Below are 13,813 nucleotides of genomic sequence, written 5' to 3'. Positions count from 1 at the left end.
TATGCCGAAGTCACCGGCTACGCAGCCAATTCCGACGGCTACGACATGGTGGCGCCTTCCGGTGAAGGCGGCGAGCGCTGCATGCGGCTTGCCATTTCGACCCTGGGCGACCGCAAGGTCGACTACATCAACACCCACGGCACCTCGACACCCGTTGGCGATATCGGCGAAATCGAAGCGATCCGCCGCGTCTTCGGCGAGAACCAGCCGCCGGCATCTTCGACCAAGTCGCTCACCGGCCACAGCCTGGGCGCGACCGGCGTTCAGGAAGCCATCTACTGCCTGCTGATGCTGCAGAACGATTTCATGACCGCGTCTGCCAACATCACCGAACTGGATCCGGCCCTGAAGCCGGGTGAGATCGTGACCGAACGGGTGGACAATGCCGGCCTCGACACGGTGCTGTCCAACAGCTTCGGCTTCGGCGGCACCAACGCGTCGCTCGCGCTGTCGCGCTACCACGGCTGAGGAGTTTCGAATGTCTGATCTGATGAAGGGCAAACGCGGCCTGATCATGGGCGTTGCGAACGACCATTCCATTGCCTGGGGCATTGCCAAGACGCTCGCCGATCACGGTGCCGAGCTTGCCTTCACCTATCAGGGCGAGGCCTTTGGCCGCCGGACCAAGCCGCTGGCGGATTCCGTCGGTTCCAAGATCCTGGTGCCGTGCGACGTGGAAGACATTGCGTCGGTCGACAGCGTGTTCGACACGTTGAAGGAAGAGTGGGGCAGCATCGACTTTCTGGTGCATGCCATCGCCTTTTCCGACAAGTCGGAGCTGCGCGGCAAATATGCCGACACCACGCGGGAGAATTTCTCCCGCACTATGCTGATCTCCTGCTTCTCCTTTACCGAGATTGCCAAGCGGGCGGCCGCGCTGATGACCAACGGCGGCTCCATGGTGACGCTGACCTATGGCGGCTCCACAAAGGTGATGCCGAACTACAACGTCATGGGCGTTGCCAAGGCTGCGCTGGAATCTTCCGTGCGTTATCTGGCTGTGGATTATGGCGAGCAGAACATCCGCGTGAACGCGATCTCCGCCGGTCCGGTCCGGACGCTTGCAGGATCCGGCGTTTCCGACGCCCGCCTGATGTTCAACTTCCAGAAGCGCAATTCTCCGCTCTGCCGGACCGTCTCGCTGGACGAAATCGGCGGCACCGGTCTCTATCTCCTGTCGGACCTGTCCGGCGGCGTGACCGGTGAAGTGCATTTTGTCGACAGCGGCTACAACATCATGTCGATGCCTCGCCTGGAAGAACTCAAGGTTCAGGAAGTGAAGGCCGACTGAGGTCGGTTTCTAAAGCCAGACATGAAGAAGGCGGCCGGTGGCCGCCTTTTTTTGTTTCAGAGTTTGCGTTCCGTTTTCCTCAGGATGAGGGAGGCGGTCGGGATATCAATCCCCGATAAGCTCATCCGGATAAACGCCGAAGAGGCGGGTCTGGTCGAGCCAGCCGTCGTAGTTTTCCCCGTTGACCCGGCACCAGCCACCGGCACATTCGGAAATGGTGGTCAGCACAAAGGGGTCCAGTTCGGCAACGATGTCGGCGTCGGAGCGGGAGCGGGCACGCAAGGGTGTGCGGTCGCTTTTTTCCCACGGGGTGACGAGGGCCGTGCGGCGGCTGGACAGCAGCGAGCGGAACACCCAGCCCTGCTTGCCTTCCCAGTCGCGGATGCGGCGCCAGTTCTCGAATTCACCGACGATTTCCACCGGAAGACCGGATTGCACGAAGGTCCAGGCGATATCATGCTCGCGCGAGGGCCCGATGCGCACATTGACCCGGTCGGATTTCAGACTGACAAATCTCGGAACGGGAAGTCCGCTTGCGCCGGTGGTGGTGCCCTGGGCCTGCGGCGTGGCCGAAGTTGCGAGCAGACCGCACAGCAAGGTCATTACACTGAGTAGAATCCGGGTAGCCTGGAACGAGCGAGCCATATTGTCCGGTTGTCCAATTGTCATTGATCTTTGATTTGAGGCAAATCTCTACCGAAAAATTTGCGCGAAAACCAGCTTGGTCGTTTTGGCCGGTTGGCGATCCGCGCCGATTGAAAGCCATCCCTTGTTTCTGCCGGACCATCTGGTAAGGAAAAGGGGTGGTCTCATCCGCTCGCGCATCGCGCAGCGTCAAAGTGGTACCGTTGAGGTTAACAAGTCCTCAACGAAGCGCGAAAGGCAATTGGTATGGCGAAAAAGAAGCCTGTCGTTGTGGTGACCCGGAAGCTTCCGGACGTGGTCGAAACGCGGATGCGCGAGCTTTTCGAGACGCGTCTCAATGATAATGACAGGCCTTTCAGCCAGGCGGAACTGGTGGAAGCGGTGCGAACCGCCGACGTTCTGGTGCCGACCGTTACCGACCGGATCGACTCATCTGTCCTCTCGCAGGCAGGTGAGAACCTGAAGCTGATCGCCAACTTCGGCAATGGTGTCGACAACATCGACGTCGTCAGTGCCAACAATCGGGGAATCAACGTCACCAACACGCCGGGCGTGCTGACCGAAGACACCGCCGACATGACCATGGCGCTGATCCTGGCGGTGCCGCGTCGACTTGCCACAGGCATCAAGGCGCTGGAAGCCGGCGACTGGGCCGGCTGGTCGCCGACCTGGATGCTTGGCCACCGGATCTGGGGCAAACGCCTGGGTATCATCGGCATGGGCCGCATCGGTCAGGCCGTCGCGCGCCGGGCCAAGGCCTTCGGCATGTCGATCCACTATCACAACCGCCGCCGCCTTGCCGAAAGCGTCGAGGAAGAGCTTGAGGCGACCTATTGGGACAGCCTCGACCAGATGCTGGCGCGCATGGATGTGGTCTCCATTCACTGCCCGCACACCCCGGGAACGTTCCACCTTCTGTCCGCCCGCCGTCTGAAGCTTCTGAAAAAGGACGCTTACGTGGTCAACACCGCCCGCGGTGAAGTGATCGACGAAAACGCCCTGATCCGCATGCTGGAAAGCGGCGAGCTGGCCGGTGCCGGTCTGGACGTGTTCGAGCACGAACCTGCGGTCAATCCGAAGCTGGCCAAGCTGGAAAACGTTCTGCTGCTGCCGCACATGGGCTCGGCCACGATCGAAGGCCGTATCGAGATGGGCGAGAAGGTCATCATAAATATCAAGACCTTCATGGACGGACACCGCCCGCCGGATCGTGTGCTGCCGTCGATGCTTTGACCCGTTTTCGGATCTGAGGGCTTGGCTGATCGTCTCATTGGTGGCGCCGTTCCGGTGCCAGCCAGCCTCGATTGGCTGAAGGGGAGCGAAGCCGGCCGGTCCTGGCTCGACAAGCTGCCGGCATTGTTTGAAACCGCGTGCAAACAATTCGGGCTTACGGAGATCGGTCATCCGTTTTCCGGCGGCAATGTGTCTCTGGTTGTTCCGGCGAAACACGGCAATGAAGATGTTGTCCTCAAGCTGCAATATCCTGATCCAGAATGTTGCCATGAAGCCGAGGCGCTCCGCCGCTGGAATGGAAGAGGCGCTGTCCGGCTGCTGAACCACGCGCCGGACCTCGGCGCGCTGCTGCTGGAACGCTGCAGACCGGGACAGTTTCTGGCCGACGATACCGAAACAGACCGTCTGGGTGTTCTGGCAGGCCTTCTGCGCCTCCTGACGATCCCTGCCGGTGACCCGTTTACCCGCCTGACAGACGAAGCCGCGCGCTGGCGGAATGCACTGGACCACGACTGGGTTGCCGCGCGGCAACCCTGCGACAGGTATCTCGTCGATGCTGCGCTCACGGCCTTGCAAGACCTAGGCGACTGCGAGGGGACGAAAGAGATTCTGCTGCACCAGGATCTGCATGGCCACAATATTCTGTCCGCTGAAAATGGCACCTGGCTTGCCATCGATCCCAAGCCACTCGTCGGCGATCCCGCCTTTGCGCTCAGTCCGGTCGTCAGAAGCTTTGAATTCGGCCACTCAAAAGCGGATGCGCTTTACCGCCTCGACCGATTGTCGGAAGAACTTGAGCTTGACCGGGAGCGGGCAAGGCTTTGGACCATCGGCCAAACCATGGCCTGGGCGTTCAGCAGCAGCTATTCCGAACGGCACTTTGACACGGTGCGCTGGTTGCTGGCGGAGGATTAAGCCTTCAAATTCAGGTAAGAGACTTCTCTACCGGACAGCAAGCCTCAGCCGTTGTATTTTGACCAGATTGCGCTGTCGCCCATGCCTTCGATGAAGGCTTTGTGGGCTTCCAGCTCGCTTTCCTGCAGCAGGCGCTGCAGCGGAGTCGGGCGCTTGCGGGCATTGAAAGTGCCAAGTTCGCCGGGCTCGAAACTGGCGCTTGCCGAAGAGCTCTCTTCTTCGTCCGTTATCAGGCCAAGGGCCGTCTGGCGGCCACCGATCAGTTCCAGATAGACTTCGGCAAGAATTTCCGCATCCAGAAGCGCGCCGTGCTTGATACGCTTGGAGTTGTCGATGCCATAGCGCGAGCACAACGCATCGAGCGAATTCGGTCCGGACGGGTGTTTGCGACGGGCAAGATCCAGAGTGTCGAGCACCTGGCTGTTCGGGATCGTGCGCCGTCCGGCCCGTTCCAGCTCCATGTTGATGAAGCCCATGTCGAAGGCCGCGTTATGGATCACCAGAGTGGCATCGCCGACGAATTCCAGAAACTCATCCGCGACATGTTCGAACAAAGGCTTGTCGGACAGGAACTCCACCGACAGGCCATGAACCCGGAAAGCCTCTTCCGGCATGTCTCGCTGCGGGTTGATGTAGACGTGATAGGACTTGCCCGTTGCGACATGGTTGATCAGCTCCACACCGCCGATTTCCACCAGCCGGTCGCCCCCGCGCGGGTTCAGCCCTGTTGTTTCCGTATCGAACGAGATCTCGCGCATTTTTCCGCCTTTGGTCTTACGGATTTACTGTGCAGCTTGCAGGGTGAGTGGCAAGGCTTGCGCGCGGTTTTCCCCGGTGTTCTGGGGTTTTGGGGTTCTGGGTTTTTCTTTTCTGAGCAAGCGCCAATTCCCGCGCATTACCTCATCCTGAGGAGCCCGGCAATGCCGGGCGTCTCGAAGCAACCATGTTTTTAGGTGCTCATCGGCTGCCATTCCCTATTGTCCCTGACCATTGCGTTGAGGATGGTCAGGAGTTTCCTGGAGCAGGCGATGATTGCCTGTTTCTTGCCTGTTCCACCTTTGATGAGGCGTTCGTAGAAGGTTTTGATGATGGGGTTGTGGCGTGCCGCTGACAGGCTTGCCATGAACAGCATCCTGCGCACCTTGGCCCTGCCGCCGGCGATCCTGCGTTGCCCCCGCATCATGCCACTGTCTCTGGCGAAGGGCGCGACGCCAACCAGGGCAGCAATGGCCCGCCGCGAGACCTGCCCCAGTTCGGGCAGGAACGCCAGGAGGCTGACGGCGGCGACCGGCCCGATGCCCGGAACGGCCCTGAGCTGGTCATAGCGCTGGCTCACCTCGGCCTTTTCGCGAATGCAGCTCTGGATCATGCGGTCCAATTCCGCAAGCTTGGCCTCTATCGTCTCCAGTATATCCCGGTGCATGCGCTCCAGATCAGCATCGTCATTGAGGCCGAGCTGATTGCGCAGCCGGGTCTTCTCGGCAACAAAGCTGTCCCGAGCAGAGGCATAGCGCGCAAGCTTCGCCTCGACGTCGCCCGGACGAGGAGCCGACGGCGGATCAAACACCTGCGCATAGTGGGCCAGAACGGCTGCATCCAGCCGGTCGGTCTTGGCCAACCGACTACCGGCCTTGGCAAAGTCCCGGGGGCGGGCCGGATTGACCACACAAACATGGTATCCCTGCTGCTGCAGCGCCTGCACCGCCTTGCGTTCATAGCCACCCGTCGCCTCAAGGACCACGCGCTCGACTGGATGGGATGACAACCATCCCTCAAGAGCCGCATGGCCGTCACCATCATTGGGAAACCGCTGGCTTTTGCCGACTGGCAGAACATGCACATCCAGCGCTGCCTTCGACACGTCAATTCCGACAAAGTGCTTGGTCTCGTCCATCTGTCCCTGCCTTATCTACGCACTCTTGCGCGAGCAACCATTCGGGATAAGTTGGAAAGTGGACCGGGAACCTGGCTTCGAACGGACTTGCCGAGTACCCAGGATGGTACGGTCTCCGGCCCACTTGGGAGGGCAGCAACCGGCCCTCCCAAGACCAATCTAATCAAATCTCAACAGATAAGGATGGGCCACTCGCTCGAGAGTATGCCGCCCATCCTTCGAGACGGGCCCTTTAGGCCCTCCTCAGGATGAGGGGGAAGTTGAAAAAACCTTCGGTGCAAAAGGGAATCAGAGAGACGTCACCCTGCGGCGGCCAAAGCGTTCAGGATCGCCCGGACCTGGCGTTTTGCCGGTTCCATGCCCTTGCCCGTGTCGACGAGAAAATGCGCACGGCGGCGTTTTTCGGCGTCTGGCATCTGCTTGGCGAGGATCGCCTCGAACCGGTCTTCGGTCATGCCAGGCCGGGCGAGGACGCGGTCCCGCTGGATGTCGGCATCCGCCGTGACAACGACAACGGCATCGACACGGGCCTCGCCGCCGGTTTCGAACAGCAGCGGGATATCCAGCATGACGATACGCCGGTGGTCCGCCCGGGCGCGTTGCAGAAAGAGCTGCTCCTCCTCACGCACCAGGGGGTGAACGATGGCTTCGAGTTTTTTCATGGCTTCGGGCTTACCGAGCACATGCGGGGAAAGCCGCGTGCGATCGACCTTGCCGTCCGTCACCGTGCCGGGAAAGGAAGCCTCGATCAGCGGGGCGGCGCGGCCCGAATAGAGCGCGTGGACCGTGGCGTCGGCGTCGTGAACGGGAATACCTTCGGCAGCAAACATTTTCGCCGTCGTGGATTTCCCCATACCAATGGACCCGGTGAGGCCGATGCGGATCACGCGGTTACTCCAAGATCTTCGAGAATGAGACTGCGAAGCGTGTCATCCACTTCCGGGTGAACACCGAACCAGCGCTCGAAAGCCGGAACCGCCTGGTGCAGCAACATGCCGAGGCCGTCCACAGTCTGGTTGCCTCGTTCCCTTGCCCTGCGCAAGAGATCGGTTTCAAGCGGTGCATAGACCGCGTCGGTGACCAGAGCGCTTTTCGGCAACGGTGCCAGATCGATTTCCAGCGGCGCTTTTCCGGTCATGCCGAGCGAGGTGGTGTTGACCAGCAGTTCAGCTTGTTCAAGCACTGTCCCCAGCTTATCCCATTCATGAGCAATCGTTCCGGAGCCAAACTTATCGGCAATGGCTTTTGCTTTTTCGAATGTCCGGTTGACGATATGCACTGTTGTGAATTTTCGGGAAAGCAATGCCCACACGACGGCACGCGCAGCCCCGCCTGCGCCCAGGACCACGGCAGATTCACGTGAAACGTCCCAGCCGGGCGCGAGTTGATCGAGATTGCCCAGAAAGCCGAGCCCATCCGTGTTGGCCCCGCACAGGCGGCCGTTTTCGTCCAGCCAGATCGTGTTGGCAGCGCCCATGGATTTCGCGGCATCGTCCAGCCAGCCACAGGCAGCCGCCGCGACCTCCTTGTTGGGAACGGTGACATTGGCGCCCGAAAGACCGGAAGCGGCGAAATTCCGGTAGAAGTCCTCGGCGGTTTCCGGCGGAACATCGATACGGCCATATTCACCTTCGATGCCGTGTTTCTTCAGCCAGTAGCCATGGACCAGGGGAGAGCGGGAATGCGTGACAGGATGACCGGTGATGGCGGCCTTTTTCACAGACCCGCTCATGTTTCGATCACCTTCAGGTGGCGCAGTTCTTCCAGAAGCGGCAGAAGCGGCAGGCCCAGAATGGTGAAATAGTCGCCGTCAATCTTCTCAAAAAGCTGCACGCCGAGGTTTTCGAGCTGATAGGCGCCAACGCTGGAGAGCACTTCCTGACCGGCCGCCGCAAGGTAATGGCCAATGAAGGCGGGGCTGAGGTCGCGCATGGTCAGGCGGGCCGTGGAGACGTGACGCCAGATTGCGTTTCCGTTTTGCGACAGCACGACAGCGGAATGCAATTCGTGGGTCTTGCCGGAAAAAGCAAGCAATTGCCGGCGGGCAGCCTCCATATCGTCCGGTTTGGTGCGTCGTTCGCCTTCGAACGCCAGGATCTGGTCCGCGCCGATGACAAGATCGCCCGAACGGCGGCCACTGACATCGTTCGCCTTGGCTTCCGCAAGCACACTTGCCAGATCTTCCGGGGGAAACCCGGATTCCAGGAGCGGCGCTTCCACCGCGCGCTCGTCAACGTCGGCCGGGTCAATTTCGAAGTTGAGCCCTGCATTTTTCAGAAGGTCAGCGCGGATCCTGCTTCCGCTTGCCAAGACAAGTGCCATTTCCATCCCTTTGCTTTTTATCGGGCGCGTCCGGTTTCCGGTGCACCTTCCTGCCCTGATTTATAGTCCTTGAAAAGGGTCAGGATTTCCGCAGCCGTCTCCTCCACGGAGCGGCGCGTGACATCGATCAGTGGCCACTCATTTTCGGTGCAGAGCCTGCGGGTCATGTTGATCTCCTGAGAGATTTCCTTCCGGTCGACATAAGTGTCGTTATAGCCTTCCGAATTCAGCGACAGCACCCGGTTGCGCCGGATCTGCTGGATACGTTCGGCGGAGGCGATCAATCCGACAATCATCGGCTGCTTCAGTTTCTTGACATGCTCCGGCAGGGGAATGCCCGGCACCAGAGGCACGTTTGCCGCCTTGATGCCCCGGTTGGCGAGATAGATGCAGGTTGGTGTCTTGGACGTTCGCGAAATTCCGATCAGCACGATATCGGCGGATTCCAGATCGTCCCAGACCTGACCGTCGTCATGCAGCATCGTGTAATTAAGGGCTTCCATGCGGCGAAAATATTCCGCATCCAGTTCATGCTGTCCGCCGACCCGGCGGGTCTGCGTGACATTGAGATAGGATTGGAAGACTGCAAAGACCGGATCCAGGATATTGATGAAGGGCACACCCAGTTCGCGGCACTTCAGTTCCAGCCGTCCGGCGATCTCGACATCGACCAGGGTATAAAGCACGATACCGGGCGCTTTCTCGATTTCGGAAATGACCCGGTCGAGCTGTTTTTGCGAGCGCACCAGCGGATAGACATGCTCGATTTCCTGAACATTCTCGTACTGAACCGTTGCAGCGCGGGCCACAGTCATCAGCGTTTCGCCGGTAGAGTCGGACACGAGATGGAGGTGGAAGTAGTGTCTCGACTTGTTCACGTTGTCATCCCCAGGGCTGTTGATGATTTGGGTAAGATGTCTGCCACCTCGTGCCTAGCACGAAGTTTATGCCCGCTCAGCCGAATTTATTAACAATGCTTAAACGAGCGGAAACTGATGCCGAAACGGTTGTGAATGGATGTGGATTCACAACGGCGCTGTGACATATCGACAGATTGTCCACTGCCGTCCAAATTCTTAACGAAACGTAAACAAGCGGACAAGTGATTGTAATTCAATTCGTAATCCTGTTATCGACTCCTGGGGAGGAAATCTGCTTAACAAGTTGCGGATTTTATCCCGCTCAGAAAATCGGGCTGATGGATTGTGGATAGAAAATGATCCCGGTAATCCACGCTTAAACAGAAAAAACAGATTCAAAATAAGAATCTTTATTGATTTGAAATGTGGGAAAGGCGACCTCATGAAATCCCAAGACAGGTCCGTGATGCGGGTACTCTCCGGAGAGAAGCTCTGGCCGCCGCCCGTCTGGATGATGCGTCAGGCCGGGCGCTATCTTCCCGAATACCGCGAAGTACGCTCAAAGGCGGCCAACTTCCTGGAGTTCTGCTATTCGCCCGACCTGGCCACAGAAGTCACTCTCCAGCCGATCCGCCGGTATGGTTTTGATGCAAGCATTCTGTTTTCCGACATCTTCGTCGTGCCGGACGCCATCGGCTATCCGGTTCGTTTTGAAGAAGGACGTGGTCCGGTTCTGGAACCCCTGTCTTCCGATCTCCTGGATCGTCTGGAACAGGAGCGGGCCGAGGATCACCTCAAACCGGTCATAGAGACGGTTTCCCGTCTGCGAGCGGAGCTGCCACAGGCAACGACCCTGCTGGGCTTCTGCGGCGCTCCCTGGACCGTTGCCTGCTATTCTGTTGCCGGTCACACCACCCAGGATCAGGTTGCTGCCCGTGTAGGGGCCTATCGCGATCCCGATCTGATGCAGCGGTTCATCGATCAGCTCGTCACCGCTTCGATCCGCTATCTCATCCGCCAGCTCGAGGCAGGTGCGGACGCGGTTCAGATTTTCGACACCTGGGCCGGCGTTCTGGATGAAGCCGGGTTCAAACGCTGGTCGATCGAACCAACCCGGCGGATCGTGGACGGTGTCCGCGCCGTGCGGCCGGATGCGAAGATCATCGGCTTTCCGAAAGCGTCCTCGGCACGGATGATGGCCTTTGTGGAAGGAACGGGCGTCGATGCGGTCGGCTTCGACTGGACAGCGCCCGACCAGGTGGCACTCGACATTCAGAAGAAGGTTCCGATCCAGGGCAATCTCGACCCGATGCGGCTGGTGGCCGGCGGCAAGGCGCTGGAAGAGGGCGTTGCCCATATCCTGAACACCTTCGACAAGGGGCCGCTGGTGTTCAACCTCGGCCATGGCGTGACGCCGGATGCGGATCCGGACAACGTCGCCCGCATGGTCGAGTTGGTCAGAAAGGGATAAGCACATGGATCTCTTTCTCTGGATCAAGGCTCTCCACGTCATTTCGATCATCGCCTGGATGGCCGGTATGCTCTATCTGCCGCGGCTGTTCGTTTATCACGCAGCCACGGAAGTCGGATCGGAGCAGTCCGAGACCTTCAAGATCATGGAACGGCGGTTGCTCAAGGCGATCATAAACCCGGCCATGATCGCGTCCTGGGTGTTTGGTCTGTGGCTCGCCTGGGAACTTCGGGCCTGGCAGGATGGCTGGTTCCACGCGAAGTTCACCTTTGTCCTGCTCATGTCCGGCGTTCATGGCCATCTGAGTAGCTGTGTGAAGAAATTCGCCAGGGATGAGAACAAAAAGTCGCAGCGTTACTACCGGATACTCAACGAAGTTCCGACTGTGCTGATGATCGGAATCGTCATCTTTGTGATCGTCAAACCGTTTTAAGCGGCGAAAAACAGGCAGCGAAGACGGCCGCGAACCCGCGGCTGTCATTTTTCATCTTCCGAATTCTAGATGCGGCCTAAAAAACTGGCAGAATTCCGGGCTTGCGCTTTATTGCAAATCAACGTATCTTTCGCCCATCTTCATACGGCACAGTGTTTGTTTTCAATCGCTCCGCAGTCGCCGTACAATCTGGACACGTCTAAAAGTCTCTCAGATATCTTCTGGCCGACCCATCCATCCGGCGCAGAATGACCTTTCCAAACCTAAATCCATAACAACTTAAAAAAAGACCCCAACTCGATGCGGGAAATGAAACTCAAAGACCTAAAACTAAAAACACCGACAGAGCTGCTCCAAACTGCCGAGGAGCTTGAAGTCGAAAACGCCAGCACCATGCGCAAGCAGGAGCTGATGTTCGCAATCCTGAAGAACCTAGCTGCTCAGGATGTGGAGATTATCGGCGAAGGCGTCGTTGAAGTCCTACAGGACGGCTTCGGCTTTCTCCGGTCTCCCGATGCGAACTATCTGCCGGGCCCGGACGATATCTACGTCTCGCCCTCGCAGATCCGCCGCTTTTCGCTGCGGACAGGGGACACCGTTGAAGGCCAGATCCGCAGCCCGAAAGAGGGCGAACGGTATTTTGCCCTTCTCAAGGTCAACACAATCAATTTCGAGGATCCGGACAAGGCCCGGCACAAGGTTCACTTCGACAACCTGACGCCGCTTTATCCGGATGAACGCTTCCGGATGGAGATCGAAGATCCGACCATCAAGGATCTTTCCTCCCGGGTTATCGACCTGGTGGCGCCTCTCGGCAAAGGCCAGCGCGCTCTGATCACCGCGCCGCCGCGCACCGGTAAAACGGTGTTTCTGCAAAACATCGCAAAGTCCATCACCACCAATCACCCGGAATGTTATCTGATCGTTCTTCTGATCGATGAGCGACCGGAAGAAGTGACCGACATGCAGCGGACTGTCGACGGCGAAGTGGTTTCCTCCACGTTCGATGAACCAGCCGCCCGCCACGTCCAGGTTGCCGAAATGGTGATCGAGAAGGCCAAGCGCCTGACCGAACATGGCCGCGATGTCGTCATCCTGCTAGACTCCATCACGCGTCTCGGACGTGCGTACAACACCGTCGTGCCGTCTTCGGGCAAGGTGCTTACCGGTGGTGTGGACGCCAACGCCCTGCAGCGGCCGAAGCGCTTCTTCGGTGCTGCCCGTAACATCGAAGAGGGCGGGTCGCTGACCATCATCGCTACCGCGCTGATCGATACCGGCAGCCGCATGGACGAAGTCATCTTCGAAGAGTTCAAGGGTACGGGTAACTCCGAAATCATCCTGGACCGCAAGATTTCCGACAAGCGTGTTTACCCGGCCATCGATATCCAACGCTCCGGTACGCGTAAGGAAGAGCTGCTGGTTCCGGCCGAACGTCTCAAGAAGACTTTCGTGCTGCGCCGGATCCTCAACCCAATGGGTACGGTCGATGCGATCGAGTTCCTGCTCGACAAGCTCAAGCAGACCAAGTCCAACGACGATTTCTTCGACAGCATGAACACTTGATCTCAAACAGATCGGGTTCTATTCAAAGGCGCGGCTCGCATGGGTTCGCGCCTTTACTTTTTGTTAATATTTGAACGCCCCGCCACCGTGTTTCACGTGAATCCTGCCACTTGTTGAATCGGACCCGATCTGATGCCTGATGCTTCTTTTTTGCTGGAAACAGACCGCCTTCTGCTGCGACCCTGGCGGGAGGACGACTTGGAACCGTTTGCGGAGCTCTGTGCAGACCCTGAGGTCATGAGGTTTTTCCCGGAGGTGCTGACGCGAGAGAAGTCTGACCTGCTGGTTTCCCGTTGCAGGGAAAAGACAGTGAAAGACGGGTTCAGCATGGCACCGGTCGAAGTGAAGGCGACGGGAGAATTTCTGGGCTTCGTCGGTCTGAACGTACCGGCCTATGCAGCACCCCTGCCATTTGATCCATGCGTTGAGATCGGCTGGCGTCTGAAACGGTCTGCCTGGGGAAAGGGCTATGCAAGCGAGGCTGCTCGGGAGTGGCTTCGATTCGGATTTGAAACCATCGGTCTTGACGAGATCGTTGCCTTCACGATTCCGGATAATCTGCCTTCGCAGAAGGTTATGGAGCGCATCGGCATGACGCGCGACCTGGAAGGGGACTTTCTCCACCCCAGCCTGCCGGCAGATCATCCGATCGCGAAGCACGTGCTTTATCGCCTGACCAGGACGGACTGGATGTCCAGCGCGAAGTGAGCGGGTGTTCAGTCTTCTGTGATCACCAGATTCACGTGAAACAGTCTTGCAGTCAGTTCGGACTTTAAATTTGTTTCACGTGAATCCACTGGGTTGATTCGGGTCCGATCCGAGAGCACGAACGTAGTTGCACCGAAGTCATCCCCTGCGACTTTCCTCTTTGTCGTCTCTCATCCTTATCTATTGGTCAGGCCTGGCGGCGGATGGATGGCCGGAGGACTGACGCATGAGCAGATTGCTCATCGTGTGAGGTGCGGGCCTGGCTATTCTCAGAACGAGGTTTGGTGGTGCGGGGTAGCAGGAGTGCTTTCGGTAGCTCAGGGACCTTTGTGAACTGAATTCCGGAACGCCAATCAATCGGTGTCTGCGTTGTGCCAATGTGTTTCACGTGAATCCCTATCTTTGAATCGGTACCGAACCCATTCCTCTTCGGGCAACTTCCAACCAATGGGTGCCATATACCAAGTCTCTGAAT

Annotated in this window: 14 protein-coding genes and 1 pseudogene; 8 read left to right on the top strand and 7 right to left on the bottom strand. The window is 58.5% G+C overall.

Features of this window, described 5'->3' with window-relative positions; genetic code table 11:
• Positions 1–468, top strand: a pseudogene (locus SIAM614_RS18540) (beta-ketoacyl-ACP synthase I); the annotation flags it as partial.
• A gap of 10 nt (positions 469–478) precedes the next feature.
• Positions 479–1,291 (top strand): enoyl-ACP reductase FabI, encoded by an 813-nt coding sequence (fabI, locus tag SIAM614_RS18535; RefSeq protein WP_006936912.1) that lies wholly within the window; start codon positions 479–481, stop codon positions 1,289–1,291.
• 105 nt (positions 1,292–1,396) lie between these two features.
• Here the strand turns inward: fabI and SIAM614_RS18530 are convergent, their stop codons facing one another.
• Positions 1,397–1,894: an SH3 domain-containing protein gene (locus SIAM614_RS18530; protein ID WP_006936911.1), complete on the bottom strand. Its 498-nt coding sequence runs from the start codon at positions 1,892–1,894 to the stop codon at positions 1,397–1,399.
• 288 nt (positions 1,895–2,182) lie between these two features.
• Between SIAM614_RS18530 and SIAM614_RS18525 the strand changes: the two genes are divergently transcribed.
• Both SIAM614_RS18525 and SIAM614_RS18520 read left to right on the top strand, forming a co-directional pair.
• On the top strand, positions 2,183–3,169 hold the full coding sequence (locus SIAM614_RS18525; protein ID WP_006936910.1) for a 2-hydroxyacid dehydrogenase: 987 nt from the start codon (positions 2,183–2,185) through the stop codon (positions 3,167–3,169).
• Between the two features lie 21 nt (positions 3,170–3,190).
• A complete protein-coding gene (locus tag SIAM614_RS18520; protein ID WP_006936909.1) occupies positions 3,191–4,084 on the top strand; it encodes an aminoglycoside phosphotransferase family protein in 894 nt (297 codons plus the stop codon).
• A gap of 44 nt (positions 4,085–4,128) precedes the next feature.
• On the opposite strand, the gene dnaQ is transcribed toward SIAM614_RS18520, so the two are convergent.
• The 6 genes from dnaQ to SIAM614_RS18490 all read right to left on the bottom strand — a co-directional run bounded on the left by dnaQ (position 4,129) and on the right by SIAM614_RS18490 (position 9,178).
• Positions 4,129–4,842: a DNA polymerase III subunit epsilon gene (gene dnaQ / locus SIAM614_RS18515; RefSeq protein ID WP_006936908.1), complete on the bottom strand. Its 714-nt coding sequence runs from the start codon at positions 4,840–4,842 to the stop codon at positions 4,129–4,131.
• Positions 4,843–5,033: 191 nt separating this feature from the next.
• Complete coding sequence (locus SIAM614_RS18510) at positions 5,034–5,978, bottom strand: IS110 family RNA-guided transposase (protein ID WP_006935220.1); 945 nt, start codon at positions 5,976–5,978, stop codon at positions 5,034–5,036.
• 299 nt (positions 5,979–6,277) lie between these two features.
• Entirely contained in the window at positions 6,278–6,865 is a 588-nt protein-coding gene (gene coaE, locus SIAM614_RS18505; protein ID WP_006936907.1) for a dephospho-CoA kinase, read from the bottom strand.
• Positions 6,862–7,710, bottom strand: a complete 849-nt coding sequence (locus tag SIAM614_RS18500; protein WP_006936906.1) for a shikimate dehydrogenase — start codon at positions 7,708–7,710, stop codon at positions 6,862–6,864. Before SIAM614_RS18500 ends, coaE begins: the two co-directional genes overlap by 4 nt.
• Complete coding sequence (locus SIAM614_RS18495; protein WP_006936905.1) at positions 7,707–8,306, bottom strand: Maf-like protein; 600 nt, start codon at positions 8,304–8,306, stop codon at positions 7,707–7,709. Before SIAM614_RS18495 ends, SIAM614_RS18500 begins: the two co-directional genes overlap by 4 nt.
• 11 nt (positions 8,307–8,317) lie before the next feature.
• Positions 8,318–9,178 carry a pyruvate, water dikinase regulatory protein gene (locus SIAM614_RS18490; RefSeq protein ID WP_081455294.1) on the bottom strand — a complete coding sequence of 287 codons (861 nt, stop codon included), beginning with the start codon at positions 9,176–9,178 and terminating at the stop codon, positions 8,318–8,320.
• Between the two features lie 424 nt (positions 9,179–9,602).
• On the opposite strand from SIAM614_RS18490, the gene hemE reads away from it, so the two are divergent.
• The 4 genes from hemE (at position 9,603) to SIAM614_RS18470 (ending at position 13,338) form a co-directional block, all read left to right on the top strand.
• Complete coding sequence (gene hemE, locus SIAM614_RS18485) at positions 9,603–10,631, top strand: uroporphyrinogen decarboxylase (RefSeq protein WP_006936903.1); 1,029 nt, start codon at positions 9,603–9,605, stop codon at positions 10,629–10,631.
• A gap of 4 nt (positions 10,632–10,635) precedes the next feature.
• Positions 10,636–11,064: a protoporphyrinogen oxidase HemJ gene (hemJ, locus tag SIAM614_RS18480; RefSeq protein ID WP_006936902.1), complete on the top strand. Its 429-nt coding sequence runs from the start codon at positions 10,636–10,638 to the stop codon at positions 11,062–11,064.
• A gap of 300 nt (positions 11,065–11,364) precedes the next feature.
• On the top strand, positions 11,365–12,630 hold the full coding sequence (gene rho, locus SIAM614_RS18475; RefSeq protein ID WP_006936901.1) for a transcription termination factor Rho: 1,266 nt from the start codon (positions 11,365–11,367) through the stop codon (positions 12,628–12,630).
• 132 nt (positions 12,631–12,762) lie between these two features.
• Positions 12,763–13,338 carry a GNAT family N-acetyltransferase gene (locus tag SIAM614_RS18470; protein WP_006936900.1) on the top strand — a complete coding sequence of 192 codons (576 nt, stop codon included), beginning with the start codon at positions 12,763–12,765 and terminating at the stop codon, positions 13,336–13,338.
• The last annotated feature ends 475 nt before the right edge of the window (positions 13,339–13,813 follow it).

It is taken from the genome of Roseibium aggregatum IAM 12614 (genome assembly GCF_000168975.1).
Classification (GTDB): domain Bacteria; phylum Pseudomonadota; class Alphaproteobacteria; order Rhizobiales; family Stappiaceae; genus Roseibium; species Roseibium aggregatum.
The sequence above is the reverse complement of the archived record's forward strand: the minus strand, read 5'-3'. Positions and strand labels throughout refer to the sequence as shown.